The sequence below is a fragment of the Arthrobacter sp. RT-1 genome (assembly GCF_003367205.1).
In the GTDB taxonomy this organism is placed as follows: Bacteria; Actinomycetota; Actinomycetes; order Actinomycetales; family Micrococcaceae; genus Arthrobacter.
On record NZ_QRGQ01000003.1, the window covers coordinates 19,882 to 39,664 of the forward strand.

Below are 19,783 nucleotides of genomic sequence, written 5' to 3' on the forward strand. Positions count from 1 at the left end.
ACCCCACTACTTTACCGAAAGTGCAGCCGGAGGCTGCTAACGGACCAGGCAGGGCCGCTTCGGGTCGAAGGACCAGCCCTCGATGTAGTACTGCATGCCGATGCTGTCGTCGCGGGCATTCAGGCCCTGTTCCAGATACAGCTGGTGTGCCTTGTCCAGGGCATTGCGGTCCAGCTCAACGCCGAGGCCCGGGGCGGCCGGAACCTCGATGGCCCCGTCCTTGATCTGCAGCGGTTCCTTGGTGAGGCCCTGGCCGTCCTGCCAGATCCAGTGCGTGTCCAGGGCGGTGATTTCACCCGGAGCCGCGGCACCGGTATGGGTGAACATGGCCAGCGAGATGTCAAAGTGGTTGTTCGAGTGCGAGCCCCAGGTGAGGCCGAACTCGTGGCACATCTGCGCCACCCGCACCGAGCCGTGCATGGTCCAGAAGTGCGGGTCAGCCAGGGGGATGTCCACGGCGTTGCTGCGGATCGCGTGCGACATCTCCCGCCAGTCCGTGGCAATCATGTTGGTGGCCGTCTTCAGGCCCGTGGCCCTGCGGAACTCCGCCATGACTTCCCGGCCGGAGAAGCGGCCTTCTGCACCGCAGGGGTCTTCCGCGTAGGCCACAACGCCCTGCATCCGCTTGCCCAGCCGGATTGCCTCGTCCAGGAGCCAGCCGCCGTTGGGGTCGAGGGTCACCCTTGCCTCGGGGAAGCGCTCGGCGAGGGCCGTGACCACGTCCACTTCGTCGTCGCCGGACAGCACGCCGCCCTTGAGCTTGAAGTCGCTGAACCCGTAGCGTTCCTGGGCGGCCTCTGCCAGGGCCACCACAGCTTCGGGCGTCATGGCTTCCTGCCGGCGGAGTTCCTCCCAGCGGTCCGCGGGTGCATCCTCCACGAGGTAGGGCAGGTCCGTCCGCTTGTGGTCGCCCACGAAGAAGAGGTAGCCGAGCATCGGGACGGAGCTGCGCTGCTGGCCGTCGCCGAGCAGTTCAGCCACGGGAACTCCGAGGTACTGCCCGTGCAGGTCCAGCAACGCGGATTCGACGGCGGTGACGGCATGGACCGTGGTACGCAGGTCAAAGGTCTGGAGGCCACGGCCGCCGGCGTCGCGGTCAGCGAACTCGGCAGCAATTTCACGCAAAAGCGAGCGGTAGCGGGCCACCGGCTTTCCGGTGATCAGGGCGCCGGCTTCCTCGATGGTGGTGCGGATCTTTTCGCCGCCGGGAACTTCACCCAGGCCGGTCCTGCCGTCCGAATCGGTGATGATCACAACATTGCGGGTGAAGAACGGGCCGTGCGCGCCGCTGAGGTTCATCAGCATGCTGTCGTGCCCGGCAACCGGGACAACTTCGACCCGGGCAATGCTTGGCTGGGAGGTCATGCGTTAATTCCTGCTTTCTGTGCTTCGGCGGCTTCCACAACCCCATCGATCCTGCGGTTCAGGTGCCAGGGGTTGGTGTCCTGCAGGGGTGCCGGGAGGAGTTCCTGGGGGATGTTCTGGTAGGCGACCGGCCGCAGGAAGCGGTTGATCGCGAGGGAGCCGACGGAGGTGGTGCGGGAGTCGGAGGTGGCGGGGAACGGACCGCCGTGGACCATGGCGTGGCCGACTTCGACGCCGGTGGGCCAGCCGTTGACGATGATGCGGCCCACTTTCTGCTCGAGTGCCGGGATCAGGGGCGCCGCGGTGGGGTAGTCCTCTTCGGTGAGCTGCAGCGATGCGGTGAGCTGGCCTTCGAGGCGTTTGATGGCGTCGAGGAGTTCGTTGGTGCTGCCGTAGCGGATGACCAGGGACGCGGCGCCGAAGATTTCCTCGTGCAGGACGTGGTTGGTGACGAAGTCGCGGACCTGGGTGCCAAAGATGGTGGGTGCCGGGGCGTTTTCGGTGGCACCGGCGGCGCCCTTTCCGATCAGGTTCACGCCGTCGGCGCTGCCCAAAGCTTCTGCCCCGGCGTTCCAGGACCCGGCGATGCCCGCTGTGAGCATGGTCTGTCCGGAGCAGGCGGAGACGGCGCGGCCGACGGCGGCGGCGAGTTTGTCGCCCAGTTCGCCTTCGGGGGCGAACAGCAGGCCAGGGGAGGTGCAGAGCTGCCCGGAGCTGCCGGTGACGGCGGTGACGTACTGCTGTGCGAGGGCGTCGATGTCTTCGGCGGAGCCTTTGAGGGCGCCTTCGAAGACGAAGACGGGGTTCAGGGAGGACATTTCGGCGTAGACCGGGATGGGTTCGCGGCGGGCTGCCGCGGTTTTCATCAGGGCGTTGCCGGCGGCCTGGGAGCCGGTGAAGCCGACGGCCTTGATGTTGGGGTCGGCGACGAGGGCCTGGCCGATGCTGGCGCCGGGGCCGTAGATGAGGGAGAACACGCCGGGGTGCAGGCCGAAGTCTTTGACGGCTTTGGCCACGGCCTGGCCGACGAGTTCGCCGGTGCCGGGGTGGGCGTTGTGGGCTTTGAAGACGACGGGGCAGCCTGCGGCGAGGGCCGAGGCGGTGTCGCCGCCGGCGGTGGAGAAGGCGAGCGGGAAGTTGCTGGCGCCGAATACCGCGACGGGGCCGAGCGGGATCTGGCGCTGGCGGATGTCTGCCCGGGGCAGCGGGCTGCGGTCCGGGATGGCGGGGTCCACGCGGACGCCGCGGAAGTCGCCCTGGCGGACCACGTTGGCGAAGAGCCGCAGCTGGCCGGTGGTGCGCGCACGCTCACCCTGCAGGCGGGCGGCGGGCAGCCCGGTTTCCTGGCCTGCGCGGACGATCAGTTCCTCGCCGATGGCCTCGATGTTGTCCGCAATGGCCTCGAGGAACCCGGCGTGGGTTTCCGGGTCCAGTGTGGAGAAGGACGGGTACGCGTCAGCTGCCGCGGCAGTGGCCAGCTTCAGCTGGTCCTCGGTGATCAGGGAGTACGCGGGATCGAGCTGTTCATTGGTGGCCGGGTTGAAGCCGAAGGCTGTCTTGCCGTCGCCGACGACGGTCTGTCCGGCGATCAGGGAGTGTCCGGTGAGGGTCACGATGGTTCCTCCTGGGAAGCGGTGGATCAGGGTCAGGATACGCGGGCGATAAGCGCCTTGAGGTCCGCCAGGTCCTGCTCCGCCATGTTCTGCAGAGGGGGGCGGACCGGGCCGGCGGAGCGGCCGATGGCGTCCAGGCCGCCCTTGACGATGGAGACAGCGTAGCCCTTCACGCGGTCGCGGATGTCCAGGTAGGGGATCACGAAGTCGTTCAGCTTCTTGTTGACGGCCACGCGGTCGTTGTTGCGGACATCCTGGTAGAAGTCCAGCGCGAACTGCGGGACGAAGTTGTACATCGCGCTGGAGTAGGTGCTCATGCCCAGCTGCAGCAGGGGGAGGGCGAAGGTTTCCGCGGTGGGAAGGCCGCCCAGGTAGAAGAGGCGGTCGCCAAGCTTGGCGTAAACGCGGGCGTCGTGTTCGAGGTCGCCAACACCGTCCTTGAAGCCGATGAGGTTTTCGTGCCGGTCCGCGAGGGTGGCAACAGTGGTGTCCTTGTAGATGGCGTTGGCGCGGTTGTAGATGATGACACCCAGCGAGGTGGCGCTGCAGATGGCGCTGACGTGGTCGATCAGGCCGCCCTGGTCGGCTTCGGTCAGGTACGGCGGGAGGAGCAGGAGGCCGTCAGCGCCTGCTGCTTCTGCAGCCTTGGCATTCTCAATTGCCTGTGCTGTTGATCCGCCGGCTGATGCAAGTACCGGCACCTGGTTGCCGACTTCTTCGACGGCGGTGCGCACCACGTGGGCGGATTCGGCGGGGGTGAGGGAGAAGCCTTCGCCGGTGCCGCCGGCTGCGAACAGGCCTGCCACCGGGAAGCTCGCCTGCCAGGCAAGGTGCTTGCGGTAATTTTCCTCGTCGAACTGCAGGTGGCTGTCAAAGGACGTCACCGGGAACGACAGCAGGCCGTCTTTCAGGGTGTTTGCCAGTTCCTGCGGGGTGTACTTTGCCACGATGTTGTCCTCTGTGTGAGCGCCGGGAGGGCGGCTGGTGGTGGATTCCTGTTCAGGTTAGGCAGAGGACGTAATGCCTGTCTAAGTGCATTTTTGTATGTATTGATACCTTCGGTGCATGATCCATGTGCCGTCTACTCCATGGCAAACTCGAGGTCGCGCAGGAGGCGGGCCAGTGCCGGGTTGGTGATCCTGCGGTTCCAGAGCGCGTGCAGCTCCACCTGTTCCTCCCTCCCTGCTTCCAACGGCAGGAATTCCACGCCTTTGATGCCCAGGAGGGTAGCCGAATGGGGCACGAAGGCCAGCCCGCGTTTTGCCGCAACGAGCGAGACCATCGTGAGGATCTGGCTGACCGTGTGGACCACATTGGCATGCTGGATGGGGAGCATGCGGACCACCAGGTCATAGAAATAGCGCGCCTGGGTGGGGGAGTGCATGATCAGGGGCTCGTCCTTGAAATCCTCGGCGGTGAGGTCCCGTCCCAGCAGCGTCAGGGGATGGCTTGAGGGAACCGCGAGCACCATGGACTCGCGGTAGAGCAAGTGCGAATCAAAGGTTTCGCTGTCAAAGGGAGGGCGCGCGAAGCCAAGGTCGAGTTCGCCGGTCAGCAGGCCGTTGAGCTGCTCGCGCGTCACCAACTCCTGCAGGTCGATGTCCACGTCCGGCATGATGCCCGAGATCTCTTCCAGCAGAGGGCCCAGGATGCTGAAACCGCTTGCTGCCGTGAAGCCGATCCGCAGGACGCCCGAGCGTCCGGACGCGATGCGGCGGGCCGTGACCGGGGCACGCTCCGCCAGCGCCATCAGCCGGCGCGCTTCCTCAAGGAACGTCTCCCCTGCCGAGGTGAGCTCCACCCGCCTGTTGTCCCGCTCAAGGAGTTCCGCTCCGATGATTTTTTCCAGTTTCTGGATCTGCCGGCTGAGAGGGGGCTGGGTCATGTTGAGCCGCTCGGCGGCGCGGCCAAAGTGGAGCTCCTCTGCGACGGCAATAAATCCCGCCAGCTGGTCAAACGTAAACATGATGCCTTCCGGGTATCACTTGATGCTGATTTGGGCTTAGACAGGCATCATAACGCGTCCCTAAACTCGATCCAGCAACCCGAAGTGATTCGGTTCACAGCACCGTCCGGGAGCATCCCGGAGCTTTTATGAGGAGTCCCAATGAAGCACTTCCCCACCCGCCGCTCGGTCCTCGGCGCGGCATCGGCCATCACGCTGCTGGCCATGACTGCCTGCGGTAACGTCGCCGGCGGCCAGTCCACCACGGCCGAGTACCCCTCCGGGCCGGTCAACCTCACGGTCGGCCAGGCAGCCGGCGGCAGCACCGACCTGATCGCCCGTGCCCTTGCCGAGGGAGCCTCGAAGACGCTCGGCAAGCCGATGCCCGTGGTCAACAAGCCCGGCGCCAACGGAGCCCTCGCTACCAAGGAAGTTGCCGGCAAGCCTGCCGACGGACAGGAACTGGTCCTGCTGACCGCGTCCCTGATCACCATCACGCCGCTGGCAGTCTCCGCCGACGAAGCGGTCAACATCGACGATCTGGACATCATTGCCGGCCTGTCCCAGGACGACTACGTCCTGGTGGCCAGCCCGGAGTCCGGCTTCAAATCCTTCAAGGACGTCACCGACGCCGGCCGCAACGTCACCTTCGGCACCACCGGCGTTGGCACCGGAAGCCAGCTGGCGCAGACCGTGCTCTTCAAGCAGGCCAGCGTCACCGGCACGGACATCCCGTTCGACAGCGGCAAGCCGGCGTTGACGGCCGTCCTGGGCAACCAGGTGGAACTCGCCACCATCCAGCTGGGCGAGGCCATGCCACAGATCGAGGCCGGCAAGGTATCCCCGCTGCTGGTCTTCTCGGAGGAGCGCAACAGCTTCCTGCCCGACACCCCCACCGCCAAGGAAGCCGGATACGACGTTCCGGTGGCGCAGTACCGGGCGGTCGCCGCCCCCAAGGGCACCCCGCAGGACGTCAAGGACAAGCTGTACTCGGCATTCCAGGAGACCTTCAAGTCCGAGGCCTACAAGGAGTTCAACAAGAAGAACATGCTGACGCCAAAGGAGATCTCCGGCGAGGAAGTAGTCACCGAATGGAAGGGCTACGCAGCGAAGTACAAGGAGCTGGTGGAGAAGTACGACATCAGCCTGAGCGGAAATAAGTGATTCCTGTGAAAGGAACCCCCGCAGTACCCGCCGGAGGAAGCAGCATGGCTGCTCCCTCCGGCGGGGGCACCGCCCACGCTCATGACGACGTCCCGGGCGACGTCCTTGATGAACTGACGCCGGAGCAACTGGCAGCCCAATGGGAAGAGGAAAAGCCGCCGGCGGCCGGTGCGCTCGCCAGCATGGCATCCTCCCTGGTGGTCCTCGGCGTCGGGATCGGTGCCATCATCCTGTCCGTCGCCATGGGACTGGGCACCCCGGCCAGCCCGCAGCCGGGCCTTTGGCCCTTCATCATCAGCTGCGTCATGGTGGCACTGGGCCTTTTCCAGCTGATCCTGGGCCGGCACAACCGGGATGCCGAAAAGTTCACGCGCATGTCACTGGCCCCCCTCACAGGCCTGGTGACACTGGCAGCCATGGTGGCACTCATGCCGCTCATCGGTTTCGAGATCCCGGCGCTGGTCCTGTGCATCATCTGGATGCGCTTCCTGGGCGGCGAGACCTGGCGCTCCACCCTGCTGGTCAGCGCCATCGTCGTCGCGGCGTTCTACGGCATCTTTGTCCTGGCGCTCGGCACTTCCATCCCCCACCTCTTCTAGGAGACCCCCGTGGATTTTCTGAATCCCGTTATCAACGGATTTGCGGTTGTCCTGGAGCCGACCAACCTCCTCTACTGCCTGATCGGCGTCGTCATCGGCATGCTGATCGGCGTACTGCCCGGACTGGGGCCCGCGGCAACCATTGCCATCCTGCTGCCCCTGACCTACAACGTGGAACCCGTCACCGCCATCATTATGCTGGCCGGCATTTTCTACGGCGCCCAGTACGGCGGCACCATCACCTCCGTACTCCTCCGGCTTCCCGGCGAAGCGTCCTCCGTCGTCACGGTTTTTGACGGCTACCAGATGGCCCGGCAGGGGAAGGCCGGCACCGCTTTGGGACTTGCATCCATCGGTTCCTTCGTCGGCGGCACGGCAGCCATCATCGGCCTGACGTTCCTGGCGCCCATCGTTGCCAGCTTCGCGCTGGATTTCGGCCCGCCGGAGTACACCGCCCTTGCGCTGCTGGGCATCCTCCTGGTGGCAACCATCAGCAGCGGCGCGAAAGCCAAGGCGCTCATTGCCGCCGCCCTCGGCCTCCTGCTCGCGACGGTGGGCCGGGACATCTTCACCGGGGAAAGCCGGTTCACCTTCGGCAGCCTGCAGCTGGCCGACGGCATCGACTTCGTGCCGATTGCCATGGGCATCTTCGGCCTTGGTGAAATCCTCTACAACCTGGAGGAACGGCACCGGGCCGCCAAGGCGCCGTCGAAAGTGGCCAACGTCTGGCCTTCCCGGAAGGACCTCAAGCAGGCGTCCGGCTCCATCGGCCGCGGATCCGTCCTCGGCTTCTTCCTGGGCATCCTCCCGGGCGGTGGCGCCACCATCGCCTCCATGGCCTCCTATGCCATGGAGAAGAAGCGGGCCAAGCAGCCCGAACGGTTCGGCAAGGGAGCGCCGGAAGGCGTCGCCGGCCCGGAGACGGCCAACAACGCTGCCGCCACGTCGTCGTTCATTCCGCTGCTGACGCTTGGCATTCCGGCCAACGCCACCATGGCACTGATGTTCGGTGCGCTGCTCATCCAGGGTGTGACCCCCGGCCCGCAGCTGGTGGAGCAGAACCCGGAGCTGTTCTGGGGCGTTGTGAACTCGATGTACATCGGCAACATCCTCCTGCTGATCATGAGCCTGCCGCTTGTGGGAATCTTCGTCAGGATCCTGCGCGTCCGCGCAGCCATCCTGGCCCCCGTCACTGCTCTGATCACGCTGCTCGGCGCCTACACCATCAACAACAGCATGTTCGATGTCACGCTCGTGGTGGTCTTCGGCATCATCGGCTACCTCATGAAGAAGTTCGGCTTCGAACCGGGCCCCCTGGTGCTCGCCTTTGTGCTGGGCGAGCTTCTCGAGAGCTCCATGCGGCGTTCCCTGCTGGTCTTTGGCGGTGACCCGCTGGGCTTCTTCGGCCGTCCCATTTCGGCCACACTGCTGGTCGTTTTTGTCCTGGTGGCAGTGCTGCCGTTTATCCGCACCTCCATCGCCAAGCGCAAGCTACCCGCTACTGCATCCGCAGCCCGGCCGGACATCAAGGAGAAAGTATGAGCATCGTCGTCGGATTCGTTCCAACACCCGCGGGAGAAGCCGCCCTCAAGGCCGGCATCGCCGAAGCCCGCCTGCGGAATGAGGATCTCCTGATCGTCAACTCCGCCCGGGAAGGCGCACTGGTGGACAAGTCGGTGGCACCCGAAGAGCTGCTGGAGCAGGCCGCCCGCCGGGCCACCGAGGCCGGTGTCCAGGCGAGCGTCATCCAGCCGCCGTACCAGCATGACCTCGCCGACGAGTTCCTGGATGTGGCCCGGGAAGCCAATGCATCCCTGATCGTGATAGGCCTCCGGCACCGCACCCAGGTGGGGAAGTTCATCCTGGGCAGCCACGCCCAGCGCATCCTGATGCAGGCGGACCGGCCGGTGCTTGCGGTCAAGGCCGACGGCGGAAACTTCTAGCAGAGAGCCCTTTGGAGAGGCACCATGTACATCCACAAACCAGCCCGCCGGGGAACGGTAAACGCCGCACCGCCCATTCCTGACTGGTCCAGGCTCTGCCGCAAGGACCACGTCGAGGTCCACAGCGACGGCGGCGGCCCAATGTCCGGAATCATCGACATGATCGCCGCGGACCGCAGTGTCTTTTGGATGATCCGGGACGACGGCGCGGGCAGGACCATGGTGTGCTCCGGAGACGATGTGACCGTGGTCAAGGTTGCGTCAGCCAACACGATGGCAGGTCGAATCCACGCAGCTGCCTGACGGCATGCAACGTCTGGCGCGGACACGAAGGCCGGGAATCCCAGCGGATTCCCGGCCTTCCTGTGTCCTGGGCTGTGGCGGGCAGCTTCCGGTGCAGGCCCCTTGACTGGGACTTGGCGTACTGGAGATTCGCTTATCAGGACTTCGCGCGGACGTGCTCGGCGAGGGCGTCGAGGACCGGAATCTGGCCCTTGACCAGCTTGAGCCTTGCCTCCGGCAGTGGGAACCAGCGGGCGTCATCGATCTCCGGGTACTCCTGGATCCTGCCTGACCCCTTGGGCCACTCGAGGGGAAAAGTGTTGCTGGCAATCCGTTCCGGCTGGAAGTCCTGATCGGCCGCATAAACGGTGATGATCTTGCCGGAGGGCTGGCGGAATTCGCCCAGGTGTTCGTAGTCAGCAGCAGGTGCGGGAGTTCCCATTTCCTCGGCGAATTCCCGCAGGGCGGCCGCGAGCGGATCCTCGTCCTCGGTGTACTCGCCTTTCGGAATGGACCAGGCGTGCGCGTCCTTGCGGGCCCAGAATGGCCCGCCCATGTGGGCGATCCACACCTGCAGTGCCCCGGGAACATCGGATGCGTTGCCTGGCTGTTGGCCGGCGGCGGCCCCGGGCGTTGTGCCCAGCCTGTACAGGAGGATTCCTGCGCTTCGGACCGGCATGTGTCCTCCATTTCCAGCCGCATTCAACAAGTAGCAAATTCGCCGTCCAGCGTTAACCGGCAGTTCACGGCCCTGCTTTAGGTTATTCCTTCAGGCACTTTCCTCGAAGGGACCCGTCATGGCCAACATTGCTGAGGTTTTGGGCCGGCTGACGCCGGAAGAACTTGATGAGCTTCGCAGCCTTGGCCCGCAGGGCCACCTTCCGCGGCACCTGCTCGATGCCCTGGACCGTGCTGCGGGCGGTCCAGGAAACGGGCGCGGGTACTACGTGCCCACCGGAAACGTCAGCGCCACCGGCGGCCCGCTGCTGGTGCTCCGCAGCGATGTGTCCGGCTGGCTCTTCAACGCCCACCGGGACGATCCGGACCAGCTTCCGCGGCACCCTTAGGCGTTACGTGCCCGCCATCATTGGCGGGAGTTACCCGATCAGCAAACTCAGCGCCTCCGTCAGGTGCTCCACTTCCCGCACGGAGAACCCGGCGGGTATGGGTCCCGGCCCGGCATGGCTTGCCGGGACCACTGCGTGGGTGAACCCCAGCCGGTGGGCTTCCTGGATGCGCTGGTTGATGCCGGGCACCGGCCGGACCTCACCCGCGAGCCCCACCTCGCCGAAGGCAATCAGCCGGATGGGCAGGGGTTTGCGCGCCTTGGCTGAAGCCACGGCAAGGGCAACCGCCAGGTCCGTGGCAGGTTCACTCAGCTTCACGCCGCCCACGGTGGCCACATAGGAATCGTCCTTGTGCAGCAGGGTTCCGGCACGCTGCTGCAGCACCGCCAGGAGCATCGAGACCCGGGAACTGTCCAGGCCGCTGGTTGCACGGCGCGGCTGCGAGTTGGGGCTCTCGGCCAGCAGCGACTGCACCTCCGCGAGCAACGGCCTGCGGCCTTCCATGGTCACGGTGATGCAGGTGCCGGAGACCGGATCCTTGGTGCGGCTGACGAACAGTCCGCTGGGATCCGCGAGCCCTTCGATGCCGTTTTCGTTCAGGTCGAAGCAGCCCACGTCGTCGGTGGGTCCATACCGGTTCTTGACCGCACGGAGCAGCCGCAGCCGCGAGTGCCGTTCGCCTTCGAACTGGCACACCACATCCACCAGGTGCTCCAGCAGCCGGGGCCCGGCGATGGACCCGTCCTTGGTCACGTGGCCCACCAGCAGGGTGGTCATGTTCCGGCGCTTTGCCGCGGCGATGATGGAGGCCGCCACTTCGCGGACCTGGGAGACACCGCCGGCACTGCCGTCCACGTCCGCGCTGCTCAGGGTCTGGACCGAGTCCACGATCAGGAGCCGCGGCTCGATCTTCTCCACCTGTCCCAGCGCCTGGCCCAGGTCCGTCTCGGCGGAGAGGTACAGGGATTCCGCGACGGCGTCGATCCGCTCCGCCCGCAGCTTCACCTGCGCCGCGGATTCCTCGCCCGTCACGTACAGCACGTCCTGCGCCGTCCGGGCGAACTTCGCCGCGACATCCAGCAGGAGGGTGGACTTGCCGACACCCGGCTCACCCGCCAGCAGGATGACCGCGCCCGGCACCAGGCCGCCGCCGAGCACACGGTCCAGTTCATCCACCCCCGTGGGCAGGAAAGCCGCCGTGGTGGCGTCAACCTCGGCAATCCGGCGGGCCGGCTCAAGGACCGTTGTGGCCGCCGTCGTACGCGCAACAGCCGTGCCCGTTTCCTCTACGGTGCCCCACGCCTGGCACTCGCCGCAGCGCCCCACCCATTTGACGGTGGTCCAGCCGCATTCGGCGCATTTGTAGGCGGGCGCTTTGGAAGCCCGGGAAGTCTTTGTTGCCATGCGTTCAACCCTAGCGGCGGCCACCGACAATCCAGCGCCCGGCGTTTCGACAGGCTCAATCACCCGGCTGTAGGCCCGGCCACTCCCGATCCGGGGTGCTCCGGCGATGTTCAGAGAGCGCTCTCTTGACAGTGATCTGCGCCACGCTTACAGTTGAGGAACTTGCCAGAGAGCGCTCTCTCAGCGCCGGTAGTTCCCCCACAAAGGAGTGACCTTGAAATTCGCACGTCGACATACAGCGGCCGCCATCGCGGGCGCAGCAGCCCTGGCCCTGATGGCCACCGGCTGCAGCGGCAGTTCAGAACAGGCAGCAAGCGCAGATAATCCCGTGGAACTCACGGTCACCACCTTCGGAACGTTCGGCTACGACGATCTTTACGGTGAATACGAGCAGGCCAACCCCGGAATCAAGATCAAGGCCACCAACATCGACCGCGGAGCCAATGCCCGCACCGACGCCTTCACCAAGCTCGCGGCCGGCTCCGGCCTGAGCGACGTCGTCGCCATCGAGGAGGGCTGGCTGGGATCCATCATGAAAGTCTCGGACCAGTTCGTGGACCTGAACGAGCACGGCGCAGCTGACATCAAGGACAACTGGGTGGACTGGAAGTTCAAGCAGGGCACCGATCCGGACGGCCGCGTCATCGGGTACGGAACAGACATTGGACCGCAGGGCCTTTGCTACAACGGGAAACTGTTTGAGGCTGCCGGCCTGCCCAAGGACCGCGAATCCGTCGCCAAGCTCTTCGGCGGCGAGGACGCCACCTGGGAGACCTACTTCAAGCTCGGCGAACAGTACAAGGCGGCCACCGGCAAGGCCTGGTACGACCAGTCCGGCTTCGTCTGGAACTCGATGGTGAACCAGATGGAAGAGGGCTACTACACCAAGGACGGCGACCTTAACGTCGACGGCAACGCGGAGATGAAGGACAAGTTCGGGCTGCTGGCCGCCGGTACCGCCGCAGGACTGTCCGCCAACCAGACCCAATGGGACTGGGGCAACGGCAAGGCGTTCACTGACGGCTCCTTTGCCACCTTCGTCTGCCCGGGCTGGATGCTCGGCACCATCAAGGGTCAGCTGGAATCAGCGGGCGGCGGCACGGACAGCGGCTGGGACTTCGCCGACGTCTTCCCCGGCGGGGCCTCCAACTGGGGCGGCGCTTTCCTCTCCGTGCCCAAGACCTCCGAACATCCGGCAGAAGCTGCGAAGCTCGCCGCCTGGCTGACCGCACCAGAGCAGCAGGTCAAGCAGTCGGCCGCCGCCAACAACTTCCCCAGCACCCTCAAGGCACAGGAGAAGCTCGTAGCGGACGCCACCCCCAACGTGCTCTTCAACAACGCCCCCACCGGCGTCATCCTTGCCAACCGCGCCAAAGGTGTGGTGGCCCAGTTCAAGGGACCCGATGATTCCGTCATCCAGGAGAACGTGTTCGGCCCCGCGCTGAAAATGCTCGACGCCGGCACCGCCGACGCTGACAAGGCCTGGTCAGAAGCACTGACCCTCCTCAACGACCTGGTCGTAAAGAACTAGCACCACCCGCTGTGGGGCCTCCCCGACGGGAGGCCCCCCGATGGAGGGCAAAAGCCCATGACAACCACCCTGAACCGCCCCGCGAAACCCGCGGCCATCAAACCGAAACCCACCTTCAGGCAGCGCCTCAACGTCTTCGACGTCAAAGCATCGCCCTACCTCTACATCGCCCCGTTCTTCATCCTCTTCGCCCTGGTGGGACTCTTCCCCCTGATCTACACCTTCGTGGTGAGCCTCTTCGACTGGCACCTGCTCAAGGGCCAGGGCGATTTCGTGGGCCTGCAAAACTTTACGGAGGTCCTGCAGGACCGCTTCTTCTGGAACTCCCTGTTCAACACCGTGAGCATCTTCCTGCTCTCCGCCATCCCGCAGCTCGCCGTCGCGCTCTTCCTGGCCGCCATGCTCGACCAGAACATCCGGGCCAGGACGTTCTGGCGGATGAGCGTCCTCCTGCCATACATCGTGACGCCCGTGGCCGTGGCCATGATCTTCACCAACATGTTCGGCGAGCAGTACGGCCTGATCAACAACGTGCTGGGCAACTTCGGCCTGGACCCCGTGATGTGGAAGAGCGAAACGCTGCCCAGCCACATCGCCATTGCCACCATGGTTAACTGGCGCTGGACCGGCTACAACGCCCTGATCCTGCTGGCCGCAATGCAGGCCGTTCCCCGCGACCTCTACGAGTCCGCCGCCCTGGACGGCGCCGGAGCCGTCCGCCGGTTTTTCAGCATCACCCTGCCCAGCATCCGTCCCACCATGGTCTTTGTGGTCATCACGTCCACCATCGGGGGCCTGCAGATCTTCACCGAACCGCGCCTGTTCGATCCCGCCACAGCCGGCGGCTCCCAGCGGCAGTTCCAGACCACGGTCCTGTACCTCTGGGAAATGGCCTTCCAGCGCCAGAACTTCGGCAAGGCATCCACCATCGCCTGGCTGCTTTTCCTGATCATCGTGCTGTTCGGCGTCATCAACTACCTCATCTCCCGGCGCATCGCCACCGCCGACGCCGCCAAGCCCTCCAGGGCTGCCCGGAAACGTGCCGAAAGGACCAAGCGATGAGCACCATCGAGGGGACAGCGCCCGCCGGATCCAGCACCGCCGGCAGACCCGCGCCCGCGCCTGCCCGTTCCACCCTCCGCAAACGCATTTTCGGCTCCGGGGAAAAGCCCGGATTCCTGACCTACGGCCTGCTCCTGGCGTTCCTGCTGTCCTCGGCCTACCCCCTCTGGTGGTCCGCGGTGATCGGCAGCCGTTCCAACGAGGCCCTCGGTGAAACCTGGCCGCCCCTGCTGCCGGGCGGAAACTTCTGGACCAATGTGGGTGAGGTCTTCGACACCATCCCCTTCTGGCTCGCGCTGGGCAACAGCGTCCTGATTTCCTGCATCATCACCGTCTCGGTGGTCGGGTTCTCCACCCTTGCCGGGTACGCCTTTGCCAAACTGCGCTTCAAGGGCCGCAACGGGCTCATGCTGATGGTCGTGGCCACCATGGCCATCCCCACCCAGCTGGGCATCATCCCGCTCTTCATGGTGATGCGCACCCTGGGATGGACCGGCGAGATCGGCGCCGTGGTGGTGCCCACGCTGGTCACGGCGTTCGGCGTCTTCTTCATGCGGCAGTACCTGGTGGACGTGATCCCGGACGAACTCATCGAGTCCGCCAGGATGGACGGCGCCAGCATGATTTCCACTTTCCGGCACGTGGCCATCCCGGCCGCCCGGCCCGCCATGGCCATTCTGGGGCTCTTTACTTTCATGACGGCCTGGACCGATTTCCTCTGGCCGCTGCTGGTGCTCGACGCCGGCAACCCCACCTTGCAGACGGCGCTCAGCCAACTGCAGTCGGCCCGCTACGTGGACTACTCCGTGGTCCTCGCCGGAGCGGTGCTGGCAACCCTCCCGCTGCTGGTGCTCTTTGTACTGGCCGGCAAACAACTCATCTCAGGAATCATGCAAGGAGCAGTGAAGGGCTAATGCAGCACCCAACGTACGCAAGGCAATGGCCCGAGGGCTTCCTGTGGGGATCGGCGACGGCGGCCGCACAGATCGAGGGCGCCGGCCGCGAAGGCGGCAAGGAAGATTCCGTGTGGGACCACTTTGCGAGGGTTCCGGGCGCCATTGCACACGGCGACAACCTTGAGCAGGCAGTGGACCACTACCACCGGATGCCCCAGGACGTCCGGCTGATGAAGGAGCTGGGACTGGACTCCTACCGGTTTTCCACCAGCTGGGCCCGGGTGCGGCCGGGGGACAGGGCCGTCAACCACGAGGGCCTGGATTTCTACTCCCGGCTGGTGGATGAGCTCCTCGAAGCGGACATCCTGCCGTGGCTTACCCTTTACCACTGGGACCTGCCCCAGGCGCTTGAAGAAAAGGGCGGCTGGGCCAACAGGGACACCGCCTACCGGTTCGTGGAGTATGCAAACGACGTCTACTCGGCACTGGGGGACAGGGTCCGCCACTGGACCACGTTCAACGAGCCGTTCTGCTCTTCACTCCTGGGCTACGGGTCCGGCGTCCACGCTCCCGGCCGGCAGGACCCGGCGGCGGCCATCGCCGCCGTGCACCACCAGCACCTGGCCCACGGGCTGGCGGTAAATGCGCTGCGCAGCCGGGGAGCCCAGCAGCTGGGGATCACCCTCAACCTGAGCAATTCCATCCCGCGGGACAGCACGGATCCGGTGGACCTCGACGCCGCACGCCGGTTCGATTCGCTGCAGAACAGGATCTTCCTTGACCCCCTCCTGCGGGGAAGCTACCCGGAAGACACCCTCCGTGATCTGGCACCATTCGGATTGCAGGACGTCATTCTTCCGGGGGACCTGGAAACCATCAGTGCGCCGCTGGATTTCCTGGGAGTGAACCACTACCACGACGACCTCATCAGCGGCCACGCCGACGACGCCGGAAGCGACGGCCACTCCGGCGGCGCCGAACGGCCCTCCGCCTCACCCTGGATCGGTTCCGAGGACATCGCGTTTCCCAGCCGCGGGCTGCCGCGGACAGCAATGGGCTGGGAAGTGAACCCGGGCGGGCTGCGCACCCTGCTGGTGCGGCTGGGGGAGGAGTACCCGTCCTTGCCGCCGTTGTACATCACCGAAAACGGCGCCGCGTACGATGACACTGTCAGCCCCGACGGCGTCGTTCACGATGAAGAACGGACCGGGTTCATCCTGGAGCACGTGGCCGCCGTCGGCGAAGCAATAGACCAGGGCGCGGATGTCCGCGGCTACTTCGTCTGGTCACTGCTGGACAACTTCGAATGGTCGTGGGGCTACGGGAAGCGCTTCGGTATTGTCCGCGTCGATTACGGCACTTTCGAAAGAACGGTCAAGGACAGCGGCAAGGCCTACGCGGAACTGATTGCCGCCGCGAAGCGGAACGCCTCCCGGCTCGCTGCATCCCTGCCCGCCTAAACTGAAATCCCCGGCCCAGTGCCAGCTAGATCACTGTGCCAGCTAGATCACGGAGCGAAGATTGTGAAGCCAGACCCGAGCGGAAGCCGGCCAACGCCCACCCTTGAAATGGTGGCAGCGCTGGCCGGCGTCTCCCGCGCCACTGTCTCGCGGGTGGTTAATGACGTGCCGAGCGTCGATGAAGAGATAGCGGCCAAGGTGCGGCAGGCCATTCTCGCAGTGAACTACACGCCCAACCGGGCGGCGCGTTCCCTGGCCAGCAGGCGGCCCAATTCGGTGACGCTCATTGTGCCGGAGTCCACGTCCAAGGTGTTCGCGGACCCGTTCTTCGCGTCCGTGGTGCAGGGCGTGGCCCTGTACCTGGCGGACACGGACTACACGCTGAACATGGTGATTGCCTCCGAAGCCAAGCCGGAAAAGACCAGGGCGTTCCTGCTGGGCGGCAATGTGGCAGGTGCCCTGGTGGTGTCACACCATGCGGGGGACAAGTCCTGGACGCACCTGAGTGACTACATCCCCATGGTTTTCGCTGGCAGGCCGCTGGGCGAGAGTGCCAGCTACTACGTGGACGTGGACAACGAGGCCGCAGCCGCGGGAGCAACCCGGCTGCTGGTCAAGCGTGGGCGGACCAACATTGCCACCATCGCCGGGCCCCAGGACATGCCGCCGGGCATCGACCGCGTCAGCGGCTGGAGAAAGGCCATGGCGGAGGCCGGACTGGATGACTCCCTGGTGGAGTACGGGGATTTCACCCTTGCATCAGGAGCGAAAGCGATGCGGCGGCTGCTGGGCAGCGGGCGGGCGGTGGACGGGCTCTTTGTCGCCAATGACCAGATGGCCGCAGGTGCCTACACGGTGCTGCAGGAACGCGGGCTGCGGATTCCCGACGACGTCGCGGTGGTGGGGTTCGATGACGATTCGTTCGCCACATCCGTCAATCCCCAGCTGACCACGGTCCATCACCCGATTATTGAGATGGGAAAGAAAATGGCCGAGATCCTGGTGAACCTGATTGAGGGGAAAGACGCCGACCGTGTAACGCAGATTCCCACGTCCCTCGTGGTCCGGGACTCCGCCTGATGGGGGCGCCAGGAGAAAACACCGCCGGCAACGCCAAGCGCGTCCTGCGGTGGGGTGTTGTTGCCACGGGAAGGATCGCCCACCGGGTCACCCGAGACCTTGCTTGCCTTGAGGACGCGGAACTGCATGCCGTGAGTTCCCGGAGCGAGGATTCCGCCCGCGCCTTCGCCGAGCAGCACGGCTTTGCCCTGAGCTACCACGACACACCGGCCGCAACCGGCCACCGGCAGTTGTTTGCCGACCCCATGGTGGACGTGGTGTACATCGCCACGCCGCACGCCCAGCACTTCGAGGTTGCCCGTGCAGCCCTCAACGCCGGCAAGCATGTGCTGTGCGAAAAGCCGCTCACCATCAACGCCCGCGAGGCCCGGGAGCTGGTCCGGCTGGCCGGCGAACGCGGGCTGTTCCTGATGGAGGCAGTCTGGACCCGCTTCCTGCCGGCAACCCGCCGCGTCCTGCAGCTTATCCGCGAGGGTGAGATCGGGGCGGTCCGCTGGGTGCAGGCGGATCTCGGGTTCCCCGCTGTTTACGATCCGACGGACAGGCTGTGGGATCCGGCTGCCGGCGGCGGCGCGCTGCTGGATCTCGCGGTGTATCCGCTGACCTGGGCGGTGGCGGCCCTCGGATTTCCCGCCGCGCTCAAGGCCAAAGGGCACCTGAACCAGGACGGCGTGGACGTGCAGACCACCCTCTCCCTTGAGTACCCGGAGGGCGCCGCAGCCCAGCTGATCTCATCGATCCAGGCCGCCGGTCCGGGCATGGTCACCCTCAGTGGAACGGCGGGCTGGATCAGGACAGGAGCCCCGCTCTACAACCCAAGGACCGTGGAAATCTGCGGGCGCGATGGCCGCACCAGGATCGAGGAATTCCCCGAGGACACCGAAGGCTTCATCCACGAACTGCGCGAAACCGCCCGGTGCATCCGCGCCGGCCTGCAGGAGAGTCCGCTGATGCCGTGGACCGAAACGGTGCAGGTGATGCAGCTGCTGGACGAAGCACGGCAACAGCTGGGGCTTCGCTACCCGAACGACGGGGTTCCAGCGGGCTTGACCGCAGATTCGTCCCCAACCGCCGGGAACTAAAGCGCCGGCAGCACGTCGCGGGCCTCGCGGGCGTCCATGCCGGTGGCCTCCAGCAGGTCCACCATCAGCGGCCGGTACAGCATCACCACGGTTTCGCCTTCCAACCGCTGCACCTCCAGCAGCCTCGGGTGCAGCCGCAGCGCAATCTCACTCAGGTCCCGCCGGGCCGTGCGCAGGTGGGCGCGGCGGACGCCGTCGTGCGTTTCCGCGAGGCCCAGCGACAATTCGTCAATCGCGGCAGCGGTCTCCTGCAGCACCTCCGCAATGTTCGCGGTGGCTTCGTCGGAGAGGGCGGCGTGGTTGATGGCGCTGGTGAGGCGGCGAGCAAAAACGCGGCTGTTCCTGAGCGCCAGGTCGATGAAATCGAGCGACTGCTTCAGCTGGTCCAGTTCCTCACGGTGCCGGCGGTAGGCGGGCGCGAGCCTGGCCACCTCACCCGACGCCCGCAGCGAATGCCGCATCGCGTCCACCAGGGGCTGGCAGTTCCTGCCCCGCACCAGCGCATGCCAGGCCCGCGTCGAATCGCTGTCAGCCAAGGCCTCCGCGCACTCACGGAGCACCTCCGCCAGCTCATGGAGGAGCTTCTGCACGTCCTTCCGGGGCTCCCTGCGGGGATCCTTGGGGACCAGGATTGTCACCAGCAGGGCAAACAGCCCGCCGATGACGGCGTCGATGCTCCGGGTGAAGGGCCCGCCGGCGGGGGCCGGGAGCAGCACCACCAGCAGGGACTGCAGGCCCAGCTGCGTGGTGAAGATGTTGCCGCTGTCCAGGAAGCGGGCCAGCAGGATGGAGAACAGAAGGACGACGGCGGCCTGCCAGATTCCGCTGCCCAGCCAGTGCAGGAGCAGGTCACCCACCGCGATGCCGATGGTGCAGCCCAGGCCCACCTCCACCACGCGCCGCAGCCGCGGTTCCCGGGAAAACCCCAGCGCAATCAGCGACGAGGTGGCCGCGAAGAGCGGCCCCGAGTGGCCCAAGACGTATTCGGCGAAGGCGTAGGCACCCACCGCACACACGGTCATCTGGATGGCCGGAACAAGCGAGTTCCGGCTCCGGATCAGTCCGGTGCGGATACGGCCGCGCAGGAAACGCCTGCCTGCTGAAAGTCCTGCTGCGGGAGCCATGCCGTCCAGTCTATTTGCTGCCTGTGACGTTTATTTTGCGGCTGGCCCACTACGGCCGCAGATGTGATCCGCGCAATGGTGACCCGGCATTTGTAAGCCAATATCCCGCGGTCGTTAATGTTCCGTTCACCTTGGGCAGGGCATCCCTTTACCTGCGGCCCCTAAC

Annotated in this window: 19 protein-coding genes; 12 read left to right on the plus strand and 7 right to left on the minus strand. The window is 65.7% G+C overall.

Annotated features, from left to right (window positions below):
• Positions 1-36 precede the first annotated feature (36 nt).
• The 4 genes from DXK94_RS04170 to DXK94_RS04185 form a co-directional block, all read right to left on the minus strand.
• Positions 37-1,365 carry an enolase C-terminal domain-like protein gene (locus DXK94_RS04170; protein WP_115523979.1) on the minus strand — a complete coding sequence of 443 codons (1,329 nt, stop codon included), beginning with the start codon at positions 1,363-1,365 and terminating at the stop codon, positions 37-39.
• Positions 1,362-2,978, minus strand: a complete 1,617-nt coding sequence (locus DXK94_RS04175) for an aldehyde dehydrogenase (NADP(+)) (protein WP_115523980.1) — start codon at positions 2,976-2,978, stop codon at positions 1,362-1,364. The genes DXK94_RS04170 and DXK94_RS04175 overlap by 4 nt, the downstream gene beginning before the upstream one ends.
• A 32-nt stretch (positions 2,979-3,010) precedes the next feature.
• Positions 3,011-3,925 carry a 5-dehydro-4-deoxyglucarate dehydratase gene (gene kdgD / locus DXK94_RS04180; protein ID WP_115523981.1) on the minus strand — a complete coding sequence of 305 codons (915 nt, stop codon included), beginning with the start codon at positions 3,923-3,925 and terminating at the stop codon, positions 3,011-3,013.
• Positions 3,926-4,059: 134 nt separating this feature from the next.
• Complete coding sequence (locus DXK94_RS04185) at positions 4,060-4,944, minus strand: LysR family transcriptional regulator (protein WP_079596821.1); 885 nt, start codon at positions 4,942-4,944, stop codon at positions 4,060-4,062.
• 141 nt (positions 4,945-5,085) lie between these two features.
• On the opposite strand from DXK94_RS04185, the gene DXK94_RS04190 reads away from it, so the two are divergent.
• Genes DXK94_RS04190 through DXK94_RS04210 form a run of 5 tightly spaced genes read left to right on the plus strand, consistent with a single transcriptional unit; the run spans position 5,086 to position 8,932 of the window.
• Entirely contained in the window at positions 5,086-6,087 is a 1,002-nt protein-coding gene (locus tag DXK94_RS04190) for a tripartite tricarboxylate transporter substrate binding protein (RefSeq protein ID WP_115523982.1), read from the plus strand.
• Between the two features lie 44 nt (positions 6,088-6,131).
• Positions 6,132-6,686, plus strand: coding sequence for a tripartite tricarboxylate transporter TctB family protein (locus DXK94_RS04195; RefSeq protein WP_115523983.1), 555 nt, complete (start codon positions 6,132-6,134; stop codon positions 6,684-6,686).
• A 9-nt stretch (positions 6,687-6,695) separates the two neighbouring features.
• Entirely contained in the window at positions 6,696-8,228 is a 1,533-nt protein-coding gene (locus DXK94_RS04200; RefSeq protein WP_115523984.1) for a tripartite tricarboxylate transporter permease, read from the plus strand.
• Positions 8,225-8,629: a universal stress protein gene (locus DXK94_RS04205; protein WP_115523985.1), complete on the plus strand. Its 405-nt coding sequence runs from the start codon at positions 8,225-8,227 to the stop codon at positions 8,627-8,629. The genes DXK94_RS04200 and DXK94_RS04205 overlap by 4 nt, the downstream gene beginning before the upstream one ends.
• 24 nt (positions 8,630-8,653) lie before the next feature.
• Positions 8,654-8,932, plus strand: a complete 279-nt coding sequence (locus DXK94_RS04210) for a hypothetical protein (RefSeq protein ID WP_115523986.1) — start codon at positions 8,654-8,656, stop codon at positions 8,930-8,932.
• Positions 8,933-9,068: 136 nt separating this feature from the next.
• Here DXK94_RS04210 and DXK94_RS04215 read toward each other — a convergent pair whose 3' ends face one another.
• The gene (locus DXK94_RS04215; protein ID WP_115523987.1) at positions 9,069-9,590 is read right to left on the minus strand and encodes an NUDIX domain-containing protein; all 522 of its coding nucleotides are present in this window, start codon (positions 9,588-9,590) and stop codon (positions 9,069-9,071) included.
• Positions 9,591-9,708: 118 nt separating this feature from the next.
• Here DXK94_RS04215 and DXK94_RS04220 point away from each other — a divergent pair, with 118 nt between their 5' ends.
• Positions 9,709-9,978 carry a hypothetical protein gene (locus DXK94_RS04220; protein WP_115523988.1) on the plus strand — a complete coding sequence of 90 codons (270 nt, stop codon included), beginning with the start codon at positions 9,709-9,711 and terminating at the stop codon, positions 9,976-9,978.
• Between the two features lie 30 nt (positions 9,979-10,008).
• Here the strand turns inward: DXK94_RS04220 and radA are convergent, their stop codons facing one another.
• Positions 10,009-11,382: a DNA repair protein RadA gene (gene radA, locus DXK94_RS04225; RefSeq protein WP_079596813.1), complete on the minus strand. Its 1,374-nt coding sequence runs from the start codon at positions 11,380-11,382 to the stop codon at positions 10,009-10,011.
• A gap of 274 nt (positions 11,383-11,656) precedes the next feature.
• Between radA and DXK94_RS04230 the strand changes: the two genes are divergently transcribed.
• The 6 genes from DXK94_RS04230 (at position 11,657) to DXK94_RS04255 (ending at position 18,493) form a co-directional block, all read left to right on the plus strand.
• Complete coding sequence (locus tag DXK94_RS04230) at positions 11,657-12,913, plus strand: ABC transporter substrate-binding protein (RefSeq protein WP_395928245.1); 1,257 nt, start codon at positions 11,657-11,659, stop codon at positions 12,911-12,913.
• Positions 12,914-12,970: 57 nt separating this feature from the next.
• On the plus strand, positions 12,971-13,975 hold the full coding sequence (locus DXK94_RS04235) for a carbohydrate ABC transporter permease (protein ID WP_115523990.1): 1,005 nt from the start codon (positions 12,971-12,973) through the stop codon (positions 13,973-13,975).
• The gene (locus DXK94_RS04240; RefSeq protein ID WP_115523991.1) at positions 13,972-14,889 is read left to right on the plus strand and encodes a carbohydrate ABC transporter permease; all 918 of its coding nucleotides are present in this window, start codon (positions 13,972-13,974) and stop codon (positions 14,887-14,889) included. Before DXK94_RS04235 ends, DXK94_RS04240 begins: the two co-directional genes overlap by 4 nt.
• Entirely contained in the window at positions 14,889-16,331 is a 1,443-nt protein-coding gene (locus DXK94_RS04245; protein ID WP_115523992.1) for a GH1 family beta-glucosidase, read from the plus strand. The genes DXK94_RS04240 and DXK94_RS04245 overlap by 1 nt, the downstream gene beginning before the upstream one ends.
• Positions 16,332-16,394: 63 nt before the next feature.
• On the plus strand, positions 16,395-17,411 hold the full coding sequence (locus DXK94_RS04250) for a LacI family DNA-binding transcriptional regulator (RefSeq protein WP_115523993.1): 1,017 nt from the start codon (positions 16,395-16,397) through the stop codon (positions 17,409-17,411).
• A complete protein-coding gene (locus tag DXK94_RS04255; protein WP_115523994.1) occupies positions 17,411-18,493 on the plus strand; it encodes a Gfo/Idh/MocA family protein in 1,083 nt (360 codons plus the stop codon). The genes DXK94_RS04250 and DXK94_RS04255 overlap by 1 nt, the downstream gene beginning before the upstream one ends.
• Here the strand turns inward: DXK94_RS04255 and DXK94_RS04260 are convergent.
• Complete coding sequence (locus DXK94_RS04260; protein WP_079596806.1) at positions 18,490-19,617, minus strand: aromatic acid exporter family protein; 1,128 nt, start codon at positions 19,615-19,617, stop codon at positions 18,490-18,492. The genes DXK94_RS04255 and DXK94_RS04260 overlap by 4 nt on opposite strands.
• Positions 19,618-19,783 lie beyond the last annotated feature (166 nt).

Bases quoted from the DNA above. Each gene is read 5' to 3' on its own strand.
- DXK94_RS04170 (WP_115523979.1), bottom strand. From the start codon at position 1,365: ATGACCTCCCAGCCAAGCATTGCCCGGGTCGAAGTTGTCCCGGTTGCC.
- DXK94_RS04185 (WP_079596821.1), bottom strand. From the start codon at position 4,944: ATGTTTACGTTTGACCAGCTGGCGGGATTTATTGCCGTCGCAGAGGAG.
- DXK94_RS04190 (WP_115523982.1), top strand. From the start codon at position 5,086: ATGAAGCACTTCCCCACCCGCCGCTCGGTCCTCGGCGCGGCATCGGCC.
- DXK94_RS04195 (WP_115523983.1), top strand. From the start codon at position 6,132: ATGGCTGCTCCCTCCGGCGGGGGCACCGCCCACGCTCATGACGACGTC.
- DXK94_RS04205 (WP_115523985.1), top strand. From the start codon at position 8,225: ATGAGCATCGTCGTCGGATTCGTTCCAACACCCGCGGGAGAAGCCGCC.
- DXK94_RS04210 (WP_115523986.1), top strand. From the start codon at position 8,654: ATGTACATCCACAAACCAGCCCGCCGGGGAACGGTAAACGCCGCACCG.
- DXK94_RS04215 (WP_115523987.1), bottom strand. From the start codon at position 9,590: ATGCCGGTCCGAAGCGCAGGAATCCTCCTGTACAGGCTGGGCACAACG.
- DXK94_RS04220 (WP_115523988.1), top strand. From the start codon at position 9,709: ATGGCCAACATTGCTGAGGTTTTGGGCCGGCTGACGCCGGAAGAACTT.
- radA (WP_079596813.1), bottom strand. From the start codon at position 11,382: ATGGCAACAAAGACTTCCCGGGCTTCCAAAGCGCCCGCCTACAAATGC.
- DXK94_RS04230 (WP_395928245.1), top strand. From the start codon at position 11,657: ATGGCCACCGGCTGCAGCGGCAGTTCAGAACAGGCAGCAAGCGCAGAT.
- DXK94_RS04235 (WP_115523990.1), top strand. From the start codon at position 12,971: ATGACAACCACCCTGAACCGCCCCGCGAAACCCGCGGCCATCAAACCG.
- DXK94_RS04240 (WP_115523991.1), top strand. From the start codon at position 13,972: ATGAGCACCATCGAGGGGACAGCGCCCGCCGGATCCAGCACCGCCGGC.
- DXK94_RS04245 (WP_115523992.1), top strand. From the start codon at position 14,889: ATGCAGCACCCAACGTACGCAAGGCAATGGCCCGAGGGCTTCCTGTGG.
- DXK94_RS04255 (WP_115523994.1), top strand. From the start codon at position 17,411: ATGGGGGCGCCAGGAGAAAACACCGCCGGCAACGCCAAGCGCGTCCTG.
- DXK94_RS04260 (WP_079596806.1), bottom strand. From the start codon at position 19,617: ATGGCTCCCGCAGCAGGACTTTCAGCAGGCAGGCGTTTCCTGCGCGGC.